Annotated in this window: 18 protein-coding genes and 2 tRNA genes; 19 read left to right on the forward strand and 1 reads right to left on the reverse strand. The window is 57.9% G+C overall.

The genetic code is table 11. The features are described from left to right. The first annotated feature begins 150 nt into the window (after positions 1–150). From grpE to LOY68_RS04260, 8 genes are all read left to right on the forward strand, one after another. Positions 151–717, forward strand: a complete 567-nt coding sequence (grpE, locus tag LOY68_RS04225; RefSeq protein ID WP_054050064.1) for a nucleotide exchange factor GrpE — start codon at positions 151–153, stop codon at positions 715–717. Positions 718–819: 102 nt separating this feature from the next. Further along, entirely contained in the window at positions 820–2,736 is a 1,917-nt protein-coding gene (dnaK, locus tag LOY68_RS04230) for a molecular chaperone DnaK (protein WP_054050062.1), read from the forward strand. Positions 2,737–3,032: 296 nt separating this feature from the next. Further along, positions 3,033–4,157 carry a molecular chaperone DnaJ gene (gene dnaJ / locus LOY68_RS04235; protein ID WP_007933514.1) on the forward strand — a complete coding sequence of 375 codons (1,125 nt, stop codon included), beginning with the start codon at positions 3,033–3,035 and terminating at the stop codon, positions 4,155–4,157. Between the two features lie 9 nt (positions 4,158–4,166). Continuing rightward, positions 4,167–4,973 (forward strand): 4-hydroxy-tetrahydrodipicolinate reductase, encoded by an 807-nt coding sequence (dapB, locus tag LOY68_RS04240; protein ID WP_265043113.1) that lies wholly within the window; start codon positions 4,167–4,169, stop codon positions 4,971–4,973. 258 nt (positions 4,974–5,231) lie between these two features. Beyond that, a complete protein-coding gene (gene carA / locus LOY68_RS04245) occupies positions 5,232–6,368 on the forward strand; it encodes a glutamine-hydrolyzing carbamoyl-phosphate synthase small subunit (RefSeq protein ID WP_163908338.1) in 1,137 nt (378 codons plus the stop codon). Between the two features lie 118 nt (positions 6,369–6,486). After that, entirely contained in the window at positions 6,487–9,708 is a 3,222-nt protein-coding gene (gene carB / locus LOY68_RS04250; RefSeq protein WP_265043114.1) for a carbamoyl-phosphate synthase large subunit, read from the forward strand. After that, a complete protein-coding gene (gene greA / locus LOY68_RS04255; RefSeq protein WP_054050053.1) occupies positions 9,705–10,181 on the forward strand; it encodes a transcription elongation factor GreA in 477 nt (158 codons plus the stop codon). The genes carB and greA overlap by 4 nt, the downstream gene beginning before the upstream one ends. A gap of 28 nt (positions 10,182–10,209) precedes the next feature. Beyond that, positions 10,210–10,614 (forward strand): MFS transporter, encoded by a 405-nt coding sequence (locus LOY68_RS04260; RefSeq protein WP_265043115.1) that lies wholly within the window; start codon positions 10,210–10,212, stop codon positions 10,612–10,614. A 9-nt stretch (positions 10,615–10,623) separates the two neighbouring features. On the opposite strand, the gene LOY68_RS04265 is transcribed toward LOY68_RS04260, so the two are convergent. Further along, entirely contained in the window at positions 10,624–10,932 is a 309-nt protein-coding gene (locus tag LOY68_RS04265; protein WP_054050049.1) for a YhbY family RNA-binding protein, read from the reverse strand. 105 nt (positions 10,933–11,037) lie between these two features. On the opposite strand from LOY68_RS04265, the gene rlmE reads away from it, so the two are divergent. The 11 genes from rlmE (at position 11,038) to infB (ending at position 22,167) form a co-directional block, all read left to right on the forward strand. Further along, positions 11,038–11,667 carry a 23S rRNA (uridine(2552)-2'-O)-methyltransferase RlmE gene (rlmE, locus tag LOY68_RS04270; protein ID WP_054050046.1) on the forward strand — a complete coding sequence of 210 codons (630 nt, stop codon included), beginning with the start codon at positions 11,038–11,040 and terminating at the stop codon, positions 11,665–11,667. Between the two features lie 202 nt (positions 11,668–11,869). Continuing rightward, positions 11,870–13,783, forward strand: a complete 1,914-nt coding sequence (gene ftsH / locus LOY68_RS04275) for an ATP-dependent zinc metalloprotease FtsH (RefSeq protein ID WP_054050044.1) — start codon at positions 11,870–11,872, stop codon at positions 13,781–13,783. Between the two features lie 8 nt (positions 13,784–13,791). After that, positions 13,792–14,643, forward strand: coding sequence for a dihydropteroate synthase (gene folP, locus LOY68_RS04280; RefSeq protein ID WP_163908345.1), 852 nt, complete (start codon positions 13,792–13,794; stop codon positions 14,641–14,643). Positions 14,644–14,659: 16 nt separating this feature from the next. Next, positions 14,660–15,997 (forward strand): phosphoglucosamine mutase, encoded by a 1,338-nt coding sequence (gene glmM / locus LOY68_RS04285; protein WP_163908347.1) that lies wholly within the window; start codon positions 14,660–14,662, stop codon positions 15,995–15,997. Between the two features lie 66 nt (positions 15,998–16,063). Further along, the gene (gene tpiA / locus LOY68_RS04290) at positions 16,064–16,819 is read left to right on the forward strand and encodes a triose-phosphate isomerase (protein WP_163908349.1); all 756 of its coding nucleotides are present in this window, start codon (positions 16,064–16,066) and stop codon (positions 16,817–16,819) included. Between the two features lie 4 nt (positions 16,820–16,823). Next, the gene (gene secG / locus LOY68_RS04295; RefSeq protein ID WP_017336473.1) at positions 16,824–17,207 is read left to right on the forward strand and encodes a preprotein translocase subunit SecG; all 384 of its coding nucleotides are present in this window, start codon (positions 16,824–16,826) and stop codon (positions 17,205–17,207) included. A gap of 22 nt (positions 17,208–17,229) precedes the next feature. Continuing rightward, a tRNA-Leu gene (locus LOY68_RS04300) sits at positions 17,230–17,315 on the forward strand. Positions 17,316–17,411: 96 nt separating this feature from the next. Next, a tRNA-Met gene (locus LOY68_RS04305) sits at positions 17,412–17,488 on the forward strand. Between the two features lie 138 nt (positions 17,489–17,626). Continuing rightward, entirely contained in the window at positions 17,627–18,085 is a 459-nt protein-coding gene (gene rimP, locus LOY68_RS04310; protein WP_010463487.1) for a ribosome maturation factor RimP, read from the forward strand. Between the two features lie 47 nt (positions 18,086–18,132). Continuing rightward, entirely contained in the window at positions 18,133–19,614 is a 1,482-nt protein-coding gene (gene nusA / locus LOY68_RS04315; protein WP_008024459.1) for a transcription termination factor NusA, read from the forward strand. A gap of 27 nt (positions 19,615–19,641) precedes the next feature. Further along, complete coding sequence (gene infB / locus LOY68_RS04320; RefSeq protein ID WP_163908351.1) at positions 19,642–22,167, forward strand: translation initiation factor IF-2; 2,526 nt, start codon at positions 19,642–19,644, stop codon at positions 22,165–22,167. Positions 22,168–22,309: the final 142 nt, after the last annotated feature.

The raw sequence follows: 22,309 nt of genomic DNA on the forward strand, positions 1-22,309 counted from the left end.
GACGAAATCGTTAGCGCGCCAGGGAATGACAATGCTGCTCTTTTTGTAGGGTTAATACTCCGGTGCCCCTTGAAGCTGAATTTTGCGGCCCCATATAGCTGGGCAGAAGCGCGAGTTGAGCTCGCGGACGATATTGAAAGGAGAAATTCTATGGCTGACGAACAGACAGTAGATACGCAAAATCTCGACGCCGATCAGGCTGCCCAGGTTTCGGGTGATGAGCTGACGGCTCGTGTACAAGTGCTCGAAGAGCAATTGGCTGGTGCTCATGATCAGGCTTTGCGTGTAGCGGCTGATCTGCAGAACGTCCGCCGTCGCGCCGAGCAGGATGTCGAAAAGGCCCACAAGTTTGCGCTGGAAAAATTCGCTGGCGACCTGCTGCCGATCATCGACAGCCTGGAGCGTGGTCTGGAGTTGTCCAACCCGGATGACGAAAGCATCCGCCCAATGCGCGAAGGCATCGAACTGACCCTGAAAATGTTCCAGGACACCCTGAAGCGTTATCAGCTGGAAGCGATCGATCCGCATGGCGAACCGTTCAACGCCGTTCATCATCAGGCGATGGCCATGCAGGAAAGCGCCGATGTCGAGCCGAACAGCGTGCTCAAGGTGTTCCAGAAGGGCTACCAGCTCAACGGTCGCCTGCTGCGCCCGGCCATGGTCGTGGTCAGCAAGGCCCCTGCACCGGTTTCGCCTTCTATTGATGAGCAGGCTTGAAATCAGCCGCAAGGCCCCCATTTATAAGTCAAGCGTTTAAGTGCTACCGCAGTTAGCCACCACTGCTGCGGCAACCAAATCCAAAGTTTCGGGAGAGTTAACATGGGCAAAATTATCGGTATCGACCTGGGGACTACCAACTCCTGCGTCTCCGTACTTGAAAACGGCGTAGCCAAAGTTATCGAAAACGCTGAAGGCGCGCGCACCACGCCGTCGATCATCGCGTATGCCAACGATGGCGAAATCCTCGTTGGCCAATCGGCCAAGCGTCAGGCTGTGACCAATCCGCACAACACCCTGTACGCGGTGAAGCGTTTGATCGGTCGTAAGTTCGACGAAGAAGTCGTACAGAAAGACATCAAGATGGTCCCGTACAAAATCGCCAAGGCTGACAACGGCGACGCATGGGTTGAAGTGAACGGCCAGAAAATGTCGCCGCCACAGATCTCGGCTGAAATTCTGAAGAAAATGAAGAAAACCGCCGAAGACTACCTCGGCGAGCCAGTGACCGAAGCGGTAATCACCGTTCCGGCTTACTTCAACGACAGCCAGCGCCAGGCGACCAAAGATGCCGGCCGCATCGCGGGCCTGGACGTTAAACGTATCATCAACGAACCAACCGCAGCCGCTCTGGCCTACGGTATGGACAAGGCGAAAGGCGATCACACCGTGATTGTTTACGACTTGGGCGGCGGTACTTTCGACGTTTCCGTGATCGAAATCGCTGAAGTCGATGGCGAGCACCAGTTCGAAGTATTGGCCACCAACGGTGACACGTTCCTGGGCGGTGAAGACTTTGACATTCGTCTGATCGACTACCTCGTTGACGAATTCAAGAAAGAAAGCGGCATGAACCTTAAAGGTGACCCGCTGGCGATGCAGCGCCTGAAAGAAGCCGCTGAAAAAGCCAAGATCGAACTGTCTTCGAGCAATTCGACCGACGTGAACCTGCCGTACATCACTGCAGACGCTACCGGTCCTAAGCACTTGAACGTGAAAATCTCCCGCGCCAAGCTCGAAGCGCTGGTAGAAGACCTGGTTCAACGCACTATCGAACCTTGCCGCATCGCTCTGAAAGACTCCGGTATCGACGTTGGCGCAATCAACGACGTGATCCTGGTTGGCGGTCAGACCCGTATGCCACTGGTTCAGAAGCTGGTCACCGAGTTCTTCGGTAAAGAAGCTCGTAAAGACGTGAACCCGGACGAAGCTGTTGCCATGGGTGCTGCTATCCAGGGCGCAGTATTGGCCGGCGACGTGAAAGACGTTCTTCTGCTGGACGTTAGCCCGCTGACCCTGGGTATCGAAACCATGGGCGGCGTGATGACTGCGCTGATCGAGAAAAACACCACGATTCCTACCAAGAAATCGCAAGTGTTCTCGACTGCCGACGACAATCAGGGCGCTGTGACCATTCACGTGCTGCAAGGTGAGCGTAAGCAAGCTGCTCAGAACAAGTCCTTGGGCAAGTTCGACCTGGCTGAGATTCCACCAGCACCACGTGGCGTGCCACAAATTGAAGTGACCTTCGACATCGACGCCAACGGTATCCTGCACGTAGGCGCCAAAGACAAGGCTACTGGCAAGACTCAGTCGATCGTGATCAAGGCCAACTCCGGTCTGTCCGAGGAAGAAATTCAGCAGATGATTCGCGATGCTGAAGCCAACGTCGACGCTGACCGTCAGTTCGAAGAGCTGGCCGCTGCCCGTAACCAGGGCGATGCACTGGTTCACTCGACGCGCAAAATGGTCGCTGATGCTGGCGACAAAGTAAGCGCTGAAGAGAAGACTGCAATCGAAGCGGCTGTTGTTGCCCTGGAAGCCGCTGTAAAAGGCGACGACAAGGCTGCGATCGACGCCAAGGTTGAAGAGCTGTCGAAAGTCTCCGCGCCAGTCGCTCAGAAAATGTACGCCGAGCAGGCTCAGCCAGCTGAAGGCGCTGCACCGCAAGGCGAATCGGCTGAAAAGGCTGACGACGTTGTCGATGCTGAGTTCGAAGAAGTCAAAGACCACAAGTAAGTTGTTGGTCGGCCGGTTGACTGCCTTTGGGCAGTGACTGGTAGGATGTCGCCGCGCGGGGGCTTGCTCCCGCGTTGGCGTGTCTGGAGTTAGCGAATTTTTACAGCATGCGACAGCGTTCGGATGTTGGTGGTATGGCCGGGAATGCTCCTGCTTCTCGAGCCGAAAGTACCGCAATGAACAAAGACCAGGATCGTTGAATTGACGTGAGTTGGGTCCGGGCCTGTATTGGGGCTCAACGAGTTTGGCGAAGCTCAGGAGGGATTTGCCGAACGTCCTTAAGAGTGCGAAGACTTATGGCAAAGCGTGACTATTACGAAGTATTGGGTGTTGAGCGCGGCTCAAGCGAAGCAGACCTGAAAAAGGCCTACCGTCGCCTGGCGATGAAGCATCACCCGGACCGTAATCCTGACGATAAAGCGTCGGAAGAGATGTTCAAAGAGGCCAACGAGGCCTACGAAGTGCTGTCCGATTCCAGCAAGCGCGCGGCGTACGACCAGTATGGTCATGCCGGTGTCGACCCGAGCATGGGTGGCGGCGGTGCCGGGTTTGGCGGTCAGAACTTCTCCGACATCTTTGGCGACGTCTTCAGTGATTTCTTCGGTGGCGGTCGCGGCGGTTCCCGTGGCGGCGCCCAGCGCGGCAGCGACCTGCGCTACACCCTGGAGCTGAACCTGGAAGAAGCGGTGCGCGGCACGACCGTGAATATCCGCGTTCCGACACTGGTCAACTGCAAGCCGTGCGACGGTTCGGGTGCCAAGAAAGGCTCCTCGCCGATCACCTGCCCAACGTGCGGTGGTATCGGTCAGGTTCGCATGCAGCAAGGCTTCTTCTCGGTGCAGCAAACCTGCCCGCGCTGCCACGGCCAGGGCAAGATCATTTCTGATCCGTGCGATTCCTGCCATGGCGAAGGCCGTGTCGAAGAGTACAAGACCCTTTCCGTGAAAGTGCCGGCCGGTGTTGATACCGGTGACCGCATTCGCCTGTCCGGCGAAGGCGAGGCGGGCGCCCAGGGCGGCCCGACTGGCGACCTGTACGTGGTGATCAACGTGCGCGAGCACGCGATCTTCCAGCGCGACGGCAAGCATCTGTTCTGCGAAGTGCCGATCAGCTTTGTCGATGCGGCGCTGGGTGGCGAGCTGGAGATTCCGACCCTTGATGGTCGGGTCAAACTGAAAATCCCGGAAGGGACTCAGACCGGCAAGCAGTTCCGTGTACGCGGCAAGGGTGTTGCGCCCGTGCGTGGCGGCGGTGCTGGCGACCTGATGTGCCGTGTCGCGGTGGAAACCCCGGTCAACCTGGGTCGTCGTCAGCGCGAATTGCTTGAAGAGTTCCGCAGTTCCCTGGCGGACGACAACAGCCATTCGCCGAAAACTACCGGTTGGTTCGAAGGCGTGAAGCGCTTCTTCGGCGACTTGTAAGGAGTGAGCATGCGACGTATTGCGGTGATGGGCGCTGCCGGGCGCATGGGCAAGATCCTGGTCGAAGCGGTGCAGCAACGCGCGCCGCAGACCGGTCTGACGGCGGCCATCGTGCGCCCCGGCAGCACGCTGATCGGTGTAGACGCCGGTGAGCTGGCTTCGCTGGGGCGGATTGGCGTGCCGTTGTCCGGTCATGTCGAAGCGGTGGCTGAAGAGTTCGATGTGTTGATCGACTTCACGTTGCCGGAAGTAATGCTGAAGAACCTGGCGTTCTGTCGTAAGGCGGGCAAAGCCATGGTGATCGGCACCACTGGGCTGGACGCTGCACAGAAGCAGTTGCTGGCCGAGGCGGGCAAGGATATTCCAATCGTGTTCGCGGCCAATTTCAGCGTGGGTGTAAACCTCTCGCTGAAGCTGCTCGACATGGCGGCGCGTGTGCTGGGTGATGAGGCGGATGTCGAAATCATCGAGGCGCACCACCGGCACAAGATCGACGCGCCTTCGGGCACGGCGCTGCGCATGGGTGAAGTGATTGCCGGTGCGTTGGGTCGTGATCTGCAGAAGGTCGCGGTCTACGGTCGTGAAGGCCATACCGGTGCTCGCGAGCGCGAGACCATCGGCTTCGCCACCGTTCGCGGTGGTGACGTGGTCGGTGATCATACGGTGCTGTTTGCCTGTGAAGGCGAGCGACTCGAGATCACGCACAAGGCGTCCAGCCGCATGACCTTCGCCAAGGGCGCGGTACGTGCCGCGTTGTGGCTGGATGGGCGCGAGCCTGGCCTCTACGACATGCAAGACGTGCTCGACCTGCGTTAAGATGCGCCCGAAATCGGGTTCAAACATAGTGTTTGAGCCCGGTTTTACTCCGCCAAGCGACGCCCTGTCGCATTCCATAGCCTTTAAGGCTCATTGGCGGTAGACCAAAAAAGCCTTTTTCTGTAAGCTACAGCTTTAGTGTGTTCACTAAAAGCGCGCAGAATAATTCAGTGAATGAGCGGGGTGACGTGTCCATACGTCACTCCGCTTTTTTACACCTGCGATCGCCCTTTCAGGCTTTATTTACGGGAGGTCTTCTTGACTAAGCCAGCCATACTCGCCCTTGCTGATGGCAGCATTTTTCGCGGCGAAGCAATTGGAGCCGACGGTCAAACCGTTGGTGAGGTGGTGTTCAACACCGCCATGACCGGCTATCAGGAAATCCTTACCGATCCTTCCTACGCCCAACAGATCGTTACCCTGACTTACCCGCACATCGGCAACACCGGTACTACACCGGAAGATGCCGAGTCCAACCGCGTCTGGTCCGCTGGCCTGGTCATCCGTGACCTGCCTCTGGTTGCGAGTAACTGGCGTAACACGATGTCCCTGTCTGACTACCTGAAAGCCAACAACGTTGTGGCGATCGCGGGTATCGACACTCGCCGCCTGACGCGCATCCTGCGTGAGAAAGGCGCGCAGAACGGCTGCATCATGGCCGGCGACAACATCTCCGAAGAAGCTGCCATCGCCGCTGCCCAGGGCTTCCCTGGCCTCAAAGGCATGGACCTGGCGAAAGTCGTCAGCACCAAAGAGAAGTACGAGTGGCGCTCGACTGTCTGGGACTTGAAGACCGACAGCCACGCGACCATCGACGCCTCCGAGCTGCCGTACCATGTGGTTGCCTACGACTACGGCGTCAAGCTGAACATCCTGCGCATGCTGGTCGAGCGCGGTTGCCGTGTGACCGTGGTGCCGGCTCAAACGCCAGCCGCCGACGTTCTGGCGCTGAAGCCGGACGGTGTGTTCCTGTCCAACGGTCCGGGTGACCCGGAGCCTTGCGACTACGCGATCCAGGCGATCAAGGACGTGCTCGAAACCGAGATTCCGGTATTCGGCATCTGCCTCGGTCACCAACTGTTGGCCCTGGCCTCCGGCGCCAAGACCCTGAAAATGGGTCACGGCCACCACGGTGCCAACCACCCGGTCCAGGATCTGGACACCGGCGTTGTGATGATCACCAGCCAGAACCACGGTTTTGCGGTAGACGATGCGACCCTGCCAGCCAACGTCCGGGCGATCCACAAATCGCTGTTCGACGGCACCCTGCAAGGGATCGAGCGTACCGACAAGAGCGCCTTCAGCTTCCAGGGTCACCCTGAAGCCAGCCCTGGCCCGAACGACGTAGCGCCTCTGTTTGATCGCTTCATCAACGAAATGGCCAAGCGACGCTGATCGCTCGCCTTGATGCAGCAAAGCCTGAGGGTGGTCCCGACACCGGTGGCCCCCTCAAGGCTTAACAGATTGAACAAGACGGCTTGCCGACTGACCTGCGGATTTGAGTGACAAACCCATGCCAAAACGTACAGACATAAAAAGCATCCTGATTCTCGGCGCTGGCCCGATCGTTATCGGCCAGGCCTGTGAATTCGACTACTCCGGCGCCCAGGCCTGTAAAGCCCTGCGCGAGGAGGGTTACCGCGTCATCCTGGTGAACTCCAACCCAGCGACCATCATGACCGACCCGGACATGGCTGACGCGACGTACATCGAGCCGATCAAATGGCAGACCGTTGCCAAAATCATCGAGAAAGAGCGTCCGGACGCGCTGCTGCCAACCATGGGTGGCCAGACCGCCCTGAACTGCGCACTGGACCTGGAGCGCGAAGGCGTTCTGGAGAAGTTCGGCGTAGAGATGATCGGCGCCAATGCTGACACCATCGACAAGGCTGAAGACCGTTCGCGCTTCGACAAGGCGATGAAATCCATCGGCCTGGACTGCCCGCGCTCGGGTATCGCCCACAGCATGGAAGAGGCCAACGCAGTGCTCGAGAAGCTCGGCTTCCCGTGCATCATCCGTCCGTCCTTCACCATGGGCGGCACCGGCGGCGGTATTGCCTACAACCGCGAAGAGTTCGAAGAAATCTGCGCCCGTGGTCTCGACTTGTCGCCGACCAAAGAGCTGCTGATCGACGAATCCCTGATCGGCTGGAAAGAATACGAGATGGAGGTTGTCCGCGATAAAAAGGACAACTGCATCATCGTCTGCTCCATCGAAAACTTTGACCCAATGGGCGTGCATACCGGTGACTCGATCACTGTTGCGCCAGCACAGACCCTGACGGACAAGGAATACCAGATCATGCGTAACGCCTCCCTGGCGGTACTGCGTGAAATCGGCGTGGAAACCGGCGGCTCCAACGTCCAGTTCGGCATCTGCCCGGGCACTGGCCGCATGGTGGTCATCGAGATGAACCCGCGGGTATCCCGTTCTTCGGCGCTGGCGTCGAAAGCCACTGGTTTCCCGATTGCGCGCATCGCTGCCAAGCTGGCGATCGGCTACACCCTGGACGAATTGCAGAACGAAATCACTGGCGGCGCTACTCCTGCGTCCTTCGAGCCGTCCATCGACTACGTCGTGACCAAGCTGCCACGCTTCGCCTTCGAGAAATTCCCGAAAGCCGACGCGCGCCTGACCACTCAAATGAAGTCGGTCGGTGAAGTCATGGCCATCGGCCGGACCTTCCAGGAATCCCTGCAGAAAGCCCTTCGCGGTCTGGAAGTGGGCGTTTGCGGCCTGGACGAGAAGCTCGACCTGAGCAATCCGGAAAGCATGAGCATCCTCAAGCGCGAACTGACCGTGCCGGGTGCCGAGCGTATCTGGTACGTGGCTGATGCCTTCCGCGCCGGTCTGTCGGTCGAAGACATCTTCGGCATGAACATGATCGACCCGTGGTTCCTGGTGCAGATCGAAGATCTGATCAAGGAAGAAGAGAAGGTCAAGACCCTGGGTCTGGCCAGCATCGATCGCGACCTGATGTTCAAGCTCAAGCGCAAAGGCTTCTCCGACATGCGTCTGGCCAAGCTGCTGGGCGTGACCGAGAAGGCACTGCGTCGCCACCGCCACAAGCTCGAGATCTTCCCGGTCTACAAGCGCGTTGATACCTGCGCGGCCGAGTTCGCCACCGACACTGCCTACATGTACTCGACCTACGAGGAAGAGTGCGAAGCTGCGCCGTCGGGCCGCGACAAGATCATGATCCTGGGCGGCGGTCCTAACCGTATCGGCCAGGGCATCGAGTTCGACTACTGCTGCGTTCACGCGGCACTGGCGCTGCGCGAAGACGGGTACGAGACCATCATGGTCAACTGCAACCCGGAAACCGTTTCCACCGACTACGACACCTCCGATCGCTTGTACTTCGAACCAGTGACCCTGGAAGACGTGCTGGAAATCTGCCGAGTCGAGAAGCCTAAAGGCGTAATCGTCCAGTACGGCGGCCAGACCCCGCTGAAACTGGCTCGCGCCCTGGAAGAAGCCGGCGTGCCGATCATCGGCACCAGCCCTGACGCCATCGACCGTGCCGAAGACCGTGAGCGCTTCCAGCAGATGGTCGAGCGCCTGAACCTGCGTCAGCCGCCAAACGCCACCGTGCGCAGCGAAGACGAAGCGATTCGTGCCGCTGCCAAGATCGGTTACCCGCTGGTGGTTCGTCCGTCCTACGTACTGGGCGGCCGTGCGATGGAAATTGTCTACGAAGAAGAAGAGCTGAAGCGCTACTTGCGTGACGCGGTGAAAGTGTCCAACGACAGTCCGGTGCTGCTCGACCACTTCCTCAACTGCGCCATCGAGATGGACGTGGACGCGGTTTGCGACGGCACCGACGTGGTGATCGGCGCAATCATGCAGCACATCGAACAGGCTGGCGTTCACTCCGGTGACTCCGCGTGCTCCCTGCCGCCATACTCGCTGCCTGCACATATCCAGGACGAGATGCGCGAACAGGTCAAGAAAATGGCCCTGGAATTGGGCGTTGTCGGCCTGATGAACGTTCAGTTGGCGCTGCAAGGCGAAGACATCTACGTCATCGAGGTCAACCCGCGCGCTTCCCGTACCGTGCCGTTCGTGTCCAAGTGCATCGGTGTTTCCCTGGCCATGATCGCGGCTCGCGTGATGGCTGGTAAAACCTTGAAAGAAATTGGTTTCACCAAGGAAATCATTCCGAACTTCTACAGCGTGAAAGAGGCAGTGTTCCCATTTGCCAAGTTCCCTGGTGTGGACCCGATCCTGGGCCCAGAGATGAAGTCCACCGGTGAAGTGATGGGCGTGGGCGATACGTTCGGCGAAGCCTTCGCCAAGGCTCAGATGGGCGCGAGCGAAGTGCTGCCGACTGGCGGTACCGCGTTCATCAGCGTGCGTGACGACGACAAGCCGCTGGTTGCAGGCGTGGCCCGTGATCTGATCAACTTGGGCTTCGAAGTGGTCGCCACTGCCGGTACTGCCAAGCTGATCGAAGCCGCAGGCCTGAAAGTACGTCGTGTGAACAAGGTGACCGAAGGTCGTCCGCACGTGGTCGACATGATCAAGAATGACGAAGTCACCCTGATCATCAACACCACCGAAGGTCGTCAGTCGATCGCTGATTCCTACTCCATTCGTCGTAATGCCTTGCAGCACAAGATCTACTGCACCACGACCATCGCTGCTGGCGAAGCTATCTGCGAAGCGCTGAAGTTCGGTCCCGAGAAGACCGTGCGCCGCTTGCAGGACCTACACGCAGGATTGAAGGCATGATCAAATACCCAATGACTGTCCAGGGCGCCAAAGCCCTGGAAGAAGAACACGCTCACCTGACCAAGGTCGTCCGCCCGAAGCTCAGCCAGGACATCGGTACGGCTCGCGAGTTGGGTGACCTGAAGGAAAACGCCGAATACCACGCTGCTCGCGAGCAGCAGGGTATGGTCGAGGCGCGGATCCGTGATATCGAAGGCCGTATGCAGAATGCGGTGATCATCGATGTCACGACCATTCCTCACACCGGCAAAGTGATTTTCGGCACCACCGTTGAAATCGCCAACGTCGAAACCGACGAAACCGTCACTTACCACATCGTGGGTGAGGACGAGGCCGACTTCAAACTGGGCAAGATTTCGGTGGGTTCGCCACTGGCTCGCGCCTTGATCGCCAAGGAAGAAGGTGATGTGGTCGCGGTCAAAACGCCTAGCGGCGTTATCGAGTACGAGATTGTCGAAGTCCGCCACATCTGAAAGAAGGCGCCCGCTCCGTGCGGGCGCCATGCTTTGGCAGCTGACTCAGATGTTGTGGGTTGGCGGCCTGTGGTTGTTGCATATCGGTCTGCTGCCGGTGCTGGGCAAGATTGGCCTGGCGCCGCTGCTGATCGACGAAATTGAAGGCATGCTGGGTGCGCTGATGGTGGGATTCGCCACAGCGTGTGTGATTTTTCAGGCTTTGGTGCTGGTTCAGGCCGAAGGCCTTGTCAGTCTATGGCGCGATATTCGCGGACAATTGCTGCTGATGGCGCTGTATGCGTGCGGGATGTTTTTCATCGTGCGATTTGGCTGGCCGCAGGCGGTACGCTGGGAAACGTTCAGCTATCTGGTACTGGGGTTTTCCGGGCTGGTGCTGGTATTGCAACCAGTGCCTGGATGGAGTGGCAGGGTGCGCGAAGCACACCCTTGACCCTTGTCATCACGCGAAGCGATGGACGTTCGACAGCTGCTTGTTGACGCTGAAGTTCTTGCGGTAAATCAATGCCATCTTGCCGATGACCTGAACCAGGTCCGCTTTGCCGGCCTTGCAAATTTCTGCAACGGTGGCCAGGCGGGATTCGCGATCGAGGATGTTGAGCTTGATTTTAATCAGCTCGTGATCCGCCAGCGCGCGTTCAAGTTCGGCTAACACACCTTCAGTCAAACCGTTGTCAGCCACAGTCAAAACTGGTTTCAGATGGTGGCCAATGGATTTGTATTGTTTCTTCTGCTCTGGTTTGAGCGGCATAATCTGACCCCTGCGTCTGATCTTGTAAAAAGCGGCGGCCAGTTTACCCGAGCGAGTCCGGGACCGCCCAGTTAATCACGACCCGTTTTATTTTAGAGGTGGCCCGTGGCCCGTTCCAAGACAAGCCTTAAGTGGCTGCAAAGACATGTCAATGATCCCTACGTGAAGCAGGCGCAGAAGGATGGTTACCGCTCGCGTGCGAGTTACAAGCTTCTGGAGGTCCAGGAGAAGTACAAACTGATCCGTCCGGGTATGAGCGTTGTCGACCTGGGGGCGGCGCCCGGCGGCTGGTCGCAGGTCACTAGTCGGCTGATCGGTGGTCAGGGGCGTCTGATTGCTTCGGACATCCTGGAAATGGACAGCATTCCGGACGTGACTTTCATCCAGGGTGACTTCACCCGGGACGACGTGCTCGCTCAGATCCTTGAAGCCGTGGGTAATTCGCAGGTGGACCTTGTGATTTCCGATATGGCCCCCAATATGAGTGGTACGCCTGAAGTGGACATGCCAAAAGCCATGTTTCTATGTGAGCTGGCTCTTGATCTGGCGGCTCGCATACTCAAGCCAGGTGGTAATTTCGTGATCAAGGTGTTTCAGGGCGAAGGGTTTGATGCTTACGTGAAGGACGTTCGTCAGAAATTCGACAAGGTCCAGATGATCAAGCCGGACTCTTCCCGTGGCAGTTCCCGCGAGCAATACATGCTGGCTTGGGGCTACCGCGGTCGTAGTGAGTAAATCGAGGTTTTTCAGCGGGTCGATAGGTTTTTCGTATTTCGCCCCGCGGGCATTAGCGAATAATGTGTAGAAAGTGTTTCACAAAGGGTTACAGACGGCGCCTGCCAGAGTCGTAGGTAATGTAGTAAGTTAGGCCGGTGAATATCATGCGAAGCGCGCGCCAATAGCGGAGCTTGCTTCAGAGGGTAGTTAATTGAACGATATGGCAAAGAATCTGATCCTGTGGTTGATCATCGCGGCTGTCCTCGTGACGGTGATGAACAACTTCTCCAGCCCTAACGAGCCGCAGACCCTCAACTATTCCGACTTCATCCAGCAGGTCAAGGATGGCAAGGTCGAGCGCGTAGCTGTAGACGGCTATGTGATTACCGGCAAGCGCAACGATGGCGACAGCTTCAAGACCATTCGTCCGGCAATTCAGGACAATGGCCTGATCGGCGACCTGGTGGACAATCACGTCGTAGTCGAAGGCAAACAGCCTGAACAGCAAAGCATCTGGACTCAACTCCTGGTCGCAAGCTTCCCGATCCTGGTGATCATCGCCGTCTTCATGTTCTTCATGCGGCAGATGCAGGGCGGTGCCGGTGGCAAGGGCGGGCCGATGAGCTTCGGCAAGAGCAAGGCACGCCTGCTCTCCGAAGATCAGGTGAAAACCACCCTGGGTGACGTTGCCGGTTGCGACGAAGCCAAGGAAGAAGTCGGTGAGCTGGTCGAGTTCCTGCGCGATCCGGGCAAGTTCCAGCGCCTGGGCGGTCGCATTCCTCGCGGCGTGCTGATGGTTGGCCCACCGGGTACCGGTAAAACCTTGCTGGCCAAGGCGATTGCCGGCGAAGCCAAGGTGCCGTTCTTCACCATCTCCGGTTCCGATTTCGTCGAGATGTTCGTGGGTGTCGGTGCAAGCCGTGTTCGCGACATGTTCGAACAAGCCAAGAAACACGCGCCATGCATCATCTTCATCGATGAAATCGACGCCGTTGGTCGCCACCGTGGCGCCGGCATGGGCGGCGGTCACGATGAGCGCGAGCAGACTCTCAACCAGTTGCTGGTAGAGATGGACGGCTTTGAAATGAATGACGGCATTATCGTCATTGCCGCAACCAACCGTCCGGACGTACTGGACCCTGCGTTGCTGCGTCCAGGCCGTTTCGACCGTCAGGTTGTGGTTGGTCTGCCGGACATCCGTGGTCGTGAGCAGATTCTCAAGGTCCACATGCGCAAAGTGCCAATGGGTGACGATGTCGCTCCGGCCGTGATTGCTCGTGGTACTCCAGGTTTCTCCGGTGCCGACCTCGCCAACCTGGTGAACGAAGCGTCGTTGTTCGCTGCCCGTACCGGCAAGCGCATCGTCGAAATGAAGGAATTTGAACTGGCCAAAGACAAGATCATGATGGGCGCCGAGCGCAAATCGATGGTCATGTCCGAGAAAGAGAAGCAGAACACTGCTTACCACGAGGCTGGCCACGCTATCGTCGGTCGCGTTGTGCCTGAGCATGACCCGGTCTACAAGGTGTCGATCATTCCTCGCGGTCGTGCGCTGGGTGTGACCATGTTCCTGCCGGAAGAAGATCGTTACAGCCTGTCCAAACGTGCACTGATCAGCCAGATCTGCTCGTTGTACGGCGGCCGTATTGCTGAAGAGATGACTTTGGGCTTCGACGGCGTCACCACTGGTGCGTCGAACGACATCATGCGTGCAAGTCAGATTGCGCGGAACATGGTGACCAAGTGGGGCCTGTCGGAAAAACTCGGTCCGTTGATGTATGCCGAAGAAGAGGGTGAAGTGTTCCTCGGTCGCGGCGGTGGCGGTCAGAGTGCAAGCTTCTCTGGCGAGACGGCGAAGCTGATCGACTCCGAGGTGCGTAGCATCATCGATCAGTGCTACGGCACAGCCAAGCAGATCCTCACGGACAACCGTGACAAGCTCGATGCCATGGCGGATGCCTTGATGAAATACGAGACGATCGATGCCGATCAGATCGATGACATCATGGCCGGTCGTACGCCGCGTGAGCCACGTGACTGGTCAGGTGGTGGTGCTGGCACTTCCGGTACACCTCCGGTGGCGCAGGATCCGCGTCCAGAAACACCGATCGGCGGCCCGGCTGCTGACGTTTAAGGTTTGAAATGACTTCTGTTCAGTCCCTGACCCGGTTGCCTTGCGGCAACCGGGTTCTTGATTTGGCCCATACGCATGTCATGGGCATTCTCAATGTCACTCCCGATTCCTTTTCCGATGGCGGCCGATACAGTCAGCTCGATGCGGCCTTGCGCCACGCCGAGGCGATGGTGGCGGCTGGCGCGACACTGATTGATGTCGGTGGCGAGTCGACCCGGCCCGGCGCCAGGGCGGTTTCGCCGCTCGAAGAGCTCGAGCGCGTTGCGCCGATCGTCGAGCGCATCCATCGTGAGCTAGATGTCATTATTTCTGTTGATACCTCCACGCCAGCCGTCATGCGTGAAACCGCACGATTGGGCGCTGGTTTGATCAATGATGTGCGCTCATTACGGCGTGACGGTGCCCTGGATGCTGCTGCGGCCACGGGGTTGCCGGTATGCCTGATGCATATGCTCGGCGAGCCGGGCGACATGCAGGACAACCCGCAGTATCGGGATGTAACAAAAGAAGTTGGCGAATTCCTTGCCGAGCGCATGACGCAATGTGCTTCCGTGGGGATCCCGGCAGAGCGGATCATCCTTGATCCGGGTTTCGGTTTCGCCAAAACCCTGCAGCACAATCTAAGCTTGTTCAAACATATGGAAGCCTTGCATGCCTTGGGGCGGCCCCTGTTGGTCGGGGTTTCGCGAAAGAGCATGATTGGGCTGGCGTTGAATCGTCCGGTTGGAGAGCGCCTTTTTGGCGGTCTGGCACTTGCAGCGCTGGCTTCGGTCAAGGGCGCGCGTATCTTGCGTGTCCATGATGTGGCCGAAACAGTCGATGTGGTGCGGATGATCGCTGCAGTGGAATCAGCCGAATAAGAATGATGGAGCACTTATGACTAAGAAATATTTTGGTACCGACGGCATTCGTGGTCGGGTCGGCGAATATCCGATCACTCCGGACTTCATGCTCAAGCTGGGCTGGGCGGCCGGTATGGCATTCCGCAAGATGGGTGCCTGCAAGGTACTGGTCGGCAAGGACACGCGCATTTCCGGGTACATGTTTGAATCGGCACTGGAAGCCGGGCTTACGTCGGCAGGCGCCGATGTGATGCTGCTGGGGCCAATGCCGACCCCGGCTATCGCCTATCTGACACGGACGTTCCATGCCGAAGCCGGCATCGTGATCAGTGCTTCGCATAATCCTCATGATGACAATGGCATCAAGTTTTTCTCCGGAAAGGGCACCAAGCTTCCGGATGAAGTCGAGCTGATGATTGAAGAGTTGCTCGACACCCCGATGACCGTGGTTGAGTCGAGCAAGATCGGCAAGGTTTCGCGCATTAACGACGCTTCGGGTCGTTACATTGAATTCTGCAAGAGCAGCGTCCCGACCGGCACCAGCTTCGCGGGCCTGAAGATCGTGATCGACTGCGCACATGGCGCGGTCTACAAAGTGGCGCCTAGTGTGTTCCGTGAGCTGGGTGCTGATGTTGTTGTGCTGTCGGCCCAGCCGAATGGCCTGAACATCAACGATAACTGCGGTTCGACCCATATGGGCCAGTTGCAGGCTGCCGTAATGGCTGAGCATGCGGATCTCGGTATCGCCTTCGACGGTGATGGTGATCGGGTGCTGATGGTTGATCACACCGGCGCTATCGTCGATGGCGACGAGCTGCTGTTCATTATTGCCCGTGATCTGCATGAGCGTGGCAAGTTGCAGGGCGGTGTAGTCGGGACGTTGATGAGTAACCTGGGGCTGGAACTGGCTCTGGCAGATCTGGCGATTCCTTTCGTGCGCGCCAATGTCGGTGACCGTTATGTGATCGCTGACCTGTTGGAGCGCAACTGGCTGGTTGGTGGTGAGAACTCCGGGCATATCGTCTGCTTCAACCACACCACCACTGGCGATGCGATCATTGCTGCGTTGCAAGTGCTGATGGCGCTGAAGACTCGCTCCGAAGGGTTGGCTCAGGCCCGCCAGGCGTTACGCAAATGTCCACAGGTGTTGATCAATGTCCGTTTCGGTGGTGGGGCGAGCCCCCTCGATCATCCGTCGGTCAAGGAAGCCAGCGAGCGTGTAACCCAGGCCATGGCCGGTCGTGGGCGCGTGCTGTTGCGCAAGTCCGGGACAGAGCCGCTGGTGCGGGTCATGGTCGAAGGCGAGGACGAAACACTGGTTCGTGGTTACGCTGAAGAGCTGGCAAAACTGGTTACTGAAGTTTCTGCCTGAATTCGGCTTGCCAGCCATGATTGTGTTGGGTAACATCTGCGCCCACTTTGACCGACGAGGTACAGCATGCGTCGCCCTATGGTAGCTGGTAACTGGAAGATGCACGGTACCCGCGCCAGCGTCGCTGAGCTGATCGAAGGCTTGCGTAATCTGGCCTTGCCGAGCGGTGTTGATGTAGCGGTATTCCCGTCTTTCCTGCATGTCAATCAAGTGATTGATGGTCTGGAAGGCAAGTCGATCAAGGTCGGCGCGCAGAACGCTGCGGTGGAATCCAAACAAGGTGCGCTGACCGGTGAAGTTGCTCCGAGTCAGTTGGCTGATGAAGGTTGTTCCCTGGTGCTCGTCGGGCATTCCGAGCGACGCCAGATCATCGGCGAGAATGATGAAACACTCATTCGCAAGTTTGCAGCGGCACAGGCATGTGGCTTGATTCCGGTGTTGTGCATAGGGGAAACCCTTGAGCAGCGCGAAGCCGGTAAAACGCTTGAGGTTGTCGGGCATCAGCTGGGCAGCGTCATCGAGAAGCTGGGTGTTGAAGTTTTTGCAAAGGCAGTAATCGCTTACGAGCCGGTCTGGGCCATTGGCACCGGGCTGACTGCTTCGCCGCAACAGGCGCAGGATGTGCACGCAGCCATTCGCGCTCAGTTAGCGGCAGAGAATTCTGAGGTCGCACAAGGTGTGCGGCTTCTATACGGCGGCAGCGTGAAGGCGGCCAATGCGGTCGAACTGTTCGGCATGCCGGATATCGATGGGGGGCTCATTGGTGGAGCTTCCCTGAATGCAGATGAGTTCGGTGCGATTTGTCGCGCCGCGGGAAACTGAAAAAATGCTGGAAACAGTCGTAGTCGTTTTTCATCTGCTGGGTGCATTGGGCGTAGTTGCTCTGGTATTGCTACAGCAGGGTAAAGGTGCGGATGCTGGCGCGTCTTTCGGTGCAGGTGCTTCAAATACTGTGTTCGGAAGCCAAGGTTCCTCTACCTTTCTTAGTAAGTTTACTGCTATACTTGCCGCAGGTTTCTTCATAACCAGCTTAGGGTTAGGTTACTTTGCTAAAGAGAAAGCTCACCAGCTGACTCAAGTAGGTTTGCCAAACCCAGCAGTGTTGGAAGTTCCAAAGCAACAACCGGCTTCTGATGATGTCCCGGTGCTTCAAGAGCAAAAGTCGGCTACTCCAGCGACTGACGTGCCTCCAGCTCAAGAGCAAAAGTAAGAAGGGTTTCAAACGTAGTATTGCCGAGGTGGTGGAATTGGTAGACACGCAACCTTGAGGTGGTTGTGCCCATAGGGTGTAGGGGTTCGAGTCCCCTTCTCGGTACCAATTATCAGGAGAGCCCGCTGTTGCGGGCTTTCTTGTAGGTGGAAGGTTACATTGACCCTGTCAGGGATCGGTCGTATACTTCCGCCCCAGCTTTGTCGCGGGGTGGAGCAGTCTGGTAGCTCGTCGGGCTCATAACCCGAAGGTCGTCGGTTCAAATCCGGCCCCCGCAACCAGTTTAAGGAGCCCCTTTTAAGGGGCTTTTTGTTAGCTGGACACTTTCAACGCCGCTGTTCGACGGCGTTTCAAGGATGGGCGTTTCGCCCATTTTTTTATTTTGCATAGCATGCACATACATGCACGAGGGGGTTCAGGTGTCGAGCAAGCTAGAAGAGTTGCAGGCCTTGCTGGCCCCGGTGGTCGTGGCCCTAGGCTATGAATGCTGGGGTATTGAGTTTTCGGCTCAAGGTCGCCACTCAATGTTGCGCGTTTATATCGATAAAGAAGGCGGCGTGCTGGTGGACGATTGTGCCATCGTCAGCCGCCAGATCAGCGGTGTCCTGGATGTTGAAGATCCGATCGCCGTTGAGTACACCCTTGAAGTTTCCTCGCCTGGCATGGAACGCCCACTGTTCACTATTGAGCAGTTTGCAAAATTTGCCGGTGAACAAGTGAAGATCAAGCTGCGCTCGCCTTTCGAAGGCCGACGCAACTTTCAGGGCCTTCTGCGCGGTGTAGAAGAGCAGGACGTCGTGGTGCAGGTAGAAGACCATGAGTTCCTGTTGCCGATCGATATGATCGACAAGGCCAACATTATTCCCAGTTTTGACTGAGACGCGGATCCCGCGGATCCAATGGCTTGCGAAAGGCGAGGCGTACGATGAGCAAAGAAGTACTGCTGGTTGTTGAGTCGGTATCCAATGAAAAGGGCGTACCGGCAAACGTAATTTTTGAAGCGCTGGAGCTGGCTCTGGCCACTGCTACCAAAAAACGTTTCGAGGACGAAGTCGATCTGCGTGTGGAAATCAATCGCCACACCGGTGCTTACGAGACATTCCGTCGCTGGACGGTCGTCGAAGAAGCAGACCTGGACGATCCGGCCATCGAAACCTGGCCGAGCAAGGTTGCCGAAACGCATCCTGGCGCTCAGGTCGGTGACGTAGTCGAAGAAAAAATCGAATCGATCGAGTTCGGTCGCATTGCTGCACAGACTGCCAAGCAAGTCATCGTGCAGAAAGTTCGTGAAGCCGAGCGCGCGCAAGTCGTTGATGCTTACCGCGAGCGCCTGGGGGAAATCATCTCCGGCACCGTGAAGAAAGTTACCCGCGACAACGTGATCGTCGACCTGGGCAACAACGCTGAGGCGTTGCTGGCTCGTGAAGACATCATCTCTCGCGAAACCTTCCGGGTTGGCGTGCGTCTGCGTGCGCTGCTCAAGGAAATCCGCACCGAGAACCGCGGCCCGCAGCTGATCCTGTCGCGTACCGCGCCGGAAATGCTGATCGAGTTGTTCCGCATCGAAGTGCCGGAAATCGCTGAAGGCCTGATCGAAGTAATGGCTGCGTCCCGCGACCCGGGTTCGCGCGCCAAGATCGCGGTCCGCTCCAAGGACAAACGCATTGATCCGCAAGGCGCTTGCATCGGTATGCGCGGTTCGCGCGTCCAGGCAGTGTCGGGCGAATTGGGCGGCGAGCGTGTGGACATCGTCCTGTGGGACGATAACCCGGCTCAGTTCGTGATCAATGCAATGTCGCCGGCTGAAGTGGCGGCAATTATCGTTGACGAAGATGCCCATGCAATGGACATCGCCGTTGGCGCAGACAATCTGGCTCAGGCCATCGGTCGCGGTGGTCAGAACGTGCGTCTGGCTAGCCAGTTGACTGGCTGGACCCTGAACGTGATGACCGAATCGGACATCCAGGCTAAGCAGCAAGCAGAAACCGGCGACATCCTGCGCAACTTCATCGACGAGCTGGAAGTCGACGAAGATCTGGCACAGGTGCTGGTAGATGAAGGCTTCACCAGCCTGGAAGAGATTGCCTACGTACCGTTGGAAGAAATGCTCAACATCGACGGCTTTGACGAAGAAACCGTCAACGAGCTTCGCGCTCGCGCCAAGGATCGTTTGTTGACCAAAGCCATCGCTACTGAGGAAAAGCTGGCAGACGCCCATCCGGCCGAAGACCTGCTCTCGCTTGAGGGTATGGACAAGGATTTGGCGATGGAACTGGCGGTGCGCGGCGTAATTACCCGCGAAGACCTGGCCGAGCAGTCTATTGACGATCTGCTCGACATCGACGGCATTGACGATGATCGTGCCGGCAAGTTGATCATGGCCGCCCGAGCCCACTGGTTCGAGTAATTAGGCGCGGCCTGAGGAGAGAAGTGCATGACGCAAGTCACGGTGAAACAACTGGCCGATGAGGTCAAAACACCGGTAGAGCGCCTGTTGCAGCAGATGCGTGAGGCAGGTCTGCCGCACACCGCCGCCGAAGAACATGTGACTGACAGTGAGAAGCAATCTTTGCTGACTCACTTGAAAAGCAGCCACAAGGCGAAAGTGGAAGAACCACGCAAGATCACGCTGCAGCGTAAAACCACCAGCACCCTGCGTGTTGCTGGCAGCAAAAGCATCAGCGTTGAAGTCCGTAAAAAGAAAGTTTTCGTACAGCGCAGCCCGGAAGAAATTGAAGCCGAGCGCAAGCGTGAACTGGATGAGCGTCGCGCAGTAGAAAATGCTGCCCGTCAGAAGGCTGAAGAAGAAGCCAAGCGTCGCGCCGAAGAAGAAGCGCGTCGCCAGCCTGCTGCTGCGCAAACCGCTACTAACGATGCTGTCGCAGCGCCTGCTGCGGTTGCCGAGCCAGTACGCGAAAGCGCACCGGTCGTGGCGGCTGCACCGGCTCCTTCTGCGGACCGTAAGCCGAACGATCAACGTCGTCCGGACAAGCCACGTGCAGACGATAACAATCGTCGCAGCGGCGGTGGCGATGGCGAGCGCAAAAACGCTCCGCATCGTGCTTCGGTCAAAGAGAAAGCGCCTGCTCCACGTGTTGCGCCACGTACTACCGACGAAGAAAGCGATGGCTTCCGTCGTGGTGGTCGCGGCAAGGCCAAGCTGAAGAAACGCAACGCTCACGGTTTCCAGAGCCCAACCGGCCCTGTCGTGCGTGATGTGCAGATCGGCGAGACCATCACTGTTGGGGATCTCGCCCAACAGATGTCGGTCAAGGCTGCTGAAATCATCAAGTTCATGTTCAAACTGGGTACTCCAGCGACCATCAACCAGGTACTGGATCAGGAAACTGCCCAACTGGTTGCCGAAGAGCTGGGCCACAAAGTGACCCTGGTCAGCGACACCGCCCTGGAAGATTCCCTGGCCGAGTCCCTGAAGTTTGAAGGTGAGACGTTCTCCCGTGCGCCGGTTGTGACCGTAATGGGCCACGTCGACCACGGTAAGACCTCGCTGCTCGACTACATCCGTCGTGCCAAGGTAGCTGCTGGCGAAGCCGGCGGTATCACCCAGCACATCGGCGCATACCACGTTGAAACTGATCGCGGCATGGTCACGTTCCTCGACACCCCGGGTCACGCTGCGTTTACCGCAATGCGTGCTCGTGGTGCCAAGGCAACTGACATCGTGATCCTGGTCGTTGCAGCGGACGACGGCGTAATGCCGCAGACCATTGAAGCGGTCCAGCACGCCAAGGCTGCCGGTGTTCCTCTGGTCGTTGCAGTGAACAAAATCGACAAGCCGGGCGCTGATCTCGATCGCATCCGTAGCGAACTGTCGGTTCACGGCGTGACCTCGGAAGAGTGGGGCGGCGATACCCCGTTCGTATCGGTTTCGGCGAAAGTCGGTACTGGCGTGGACGAGTTGCTCGAAGCTGTTCTGCTGCAAGCCGAAGTTCTGGAACTGAAGGCAACCCCTTCGGCCCCAGGTCGTGGTGTTGTGGTTGAATCGCGTCTCGACAAAGGTCGTGGCCCGGTTGCTACCGTTCTGGTTCAAGACGGTACCCTGCGCCAAGGCGACATGGTTCTGGTCGGTTCGAACTACGGCCGTGTACGTGCCATGCTCGACGAGAACGGCAAGCCAATCAAAGAAGCCGGTCCTTCCATCCCTGTCGAGATCCTCGGCCTGGACGGTACCCCGGACGCTGGCGACGAGATGAGCGTGCTGTCGGACGAGAAGAAAGCCCGTGAAGTGGCTCTGTTCCGTCAAGGCAAGTTCCGCGAAGTCAAACTGGCCCGTGCTCACGCTGGCAAGCTTGAAAACATCTTCGAAAACATGGGTCAGGCAGAGAAGAAGACGCTCAACATCGTCCTCAAATCCGACGTCCGTGGTTCGCTGGAAGCGTTGAACGGTGCCTTGAACGGCCTGGGTAACGACGAAGTGCAAGTGCGTGTTGTGGGCGGCGGCGTTGGTGGTATCACCGAGTCCGACGCTAACCTGGCACTGGCCTCCAACGCTGTACTGTTCGGCTTCAACGTGCGTGCCGATGCTGGCGCTCGCAAGATCGTCGAGCAGGAAGGTCTGGATATGCGTTACTACAACGTGATCTACGACATCATCGAAGACGTCAAGAAGGCCCTCACCGGTATGCTGGGCAGCGATGTTCGCGAGAACATCCTGGGTACCGCTGAAGTGCGTGACGTGTTCCGTTCGCCGAAGTTTGGCGCGATCGCCGGTTGCATGGTTATCGAAGGTGTTGTTCACCGTAACCGTCCAATCCGTGTACTGCGTGAAGACATCGTTATCTTCGAAGGCGAGCTGGAATCCCTGCGCCGCTTCAAGGATGACGCTTCCGAAGTACGTGCCGGTATGGAATGCGGTATTGGCGTCAAGAGCTACAACGACGTCAAAGCTGGCGACAAGATCGAAGTTTACGAGAAGGTTCAGGTTGCTCGCAGCCTCTAACTCGCGCACTTCAAGGGCCACGGCGAGCCGCCGCATGCAAGTGCGCGGCACGGCGTCAGGACTCTAAACGCAACGCCCGGTCTGGCTTTTGTCAGGCCGGGCGTTTGCCGCTTTCAGACCCCACGGGTTTCACCGTGAGGCA

Source organism: Pseudomonas sp. B21-053 (assembly GCF_026016365.1).
Classification (GTDB): Bacteria; Pseudomonadota; Gammaproteobacteria; order Pseudomonadales; family Pseudomonadaceae; genus Aquipseudomonas; species Aquipseudomonas nunensis.

Excerpts from the sequence above, each read along its gene's own strand:
- infB (WP_163908351.1), top strand. The coding sequence starts at position 19,642 with ATGACGCAAGTCACGGTGAAACAACTGGCCGATGAGGTCAAAACACCG.
- folP (WP_163908345.1), top strand. The coding sequence starts at position 13,792 with ATGACTTCTGTTCAGTCCCTGACCCGGTTGCCTTGCGGCAACCGGGTT.
- LOY68_RS04260 (WP_265043115.1), top strand. The coding sequence starts at position 10,210 with ATGCTTTGGCAGCTGACTCAGATGTTGTGGGTTGGCGGCCTGTGGTTG.
- grpE (WP_054050064.1), top strand. The coding sequence starts at position 151 with ATGGCTGACGAACAGACAGTAGATACGCAAAATCTCGACGCCGATCAG.
- glmM (WP_163908347.1), top strand. The coding sequence starts at position 14,660 with ATGACTAAGAAATATTTTGGTACCGACGGCATTCGTGGTCGGGTCGGC.
- ftsH (WP_054050044.1), top strand. The coding sequence starts at position 11,870 with ATGGCAAAGAATCTGATCCTGTGGTTGATCATCGCGGCTGTCCTCGTG.
- LOY68_RS04265 (WP_054050049.1), bottom strand. The coding sequence starts at position 10,932 with ATGCCGCTCAAACCAGAGCAGAAGAAACAATACAAATCCATTGGCCAC.
- secG (WP_017336473.1), top strand. The coding sequence starts at position 16,824 with ATGCTGGAAACAGTCGTAGTCGTTTTTCATCTGCTGGGTGCATTGGGC.
- tpiA (WP_163908349.1), top strand. The coding sequence starts at position 16,064 with ATGCGTCGCCCTATGGTAGCTGGTAACTGGAAGATGCACGGTACCCGC.
- dnaK (WP_054050062.1), top strand. The coding sequence starts at position 820 with ATGGGCAAAATTATCGGTATCGACCTGGGGACTACCAACTCCTGCGTC.
- dnaJ (WP_007933514.1), top strand. The coding sequence starts at position 3,033 with ATGGCAAAGCGTGACTATTACGAAGTATTGGGTGTTGAGCGCGGCTCA.
- greA (WP_054050053.1), top strand. The coding sequence starts at position 9,705 with ATGATCAAATACCCAATGACTGTCCAGGGCGCCAAAGCCCTGGAAGAA.
- nusA (WP_008024459.1), top strand. The coding sequence starts at position 18,133 with ATGAGCAAAGAAGTACTGCTGGTTGTTGAGTCGGTATCCAATGAAAAG.
- dapB (WP_265043113.1), top strand. The coding sequence starts at position 4,167 with ATGCGACGTATTGCGGTGATGGGCGCTGCCGGGCGCATGGGCAAGATC.
- carB (WP_265043114.1), top strand. The coding sequence starts at position 6,487 with ATGCCAAAACGTACAGACATAAAAAGCATCCTGATTCTCGGCGCTGGC.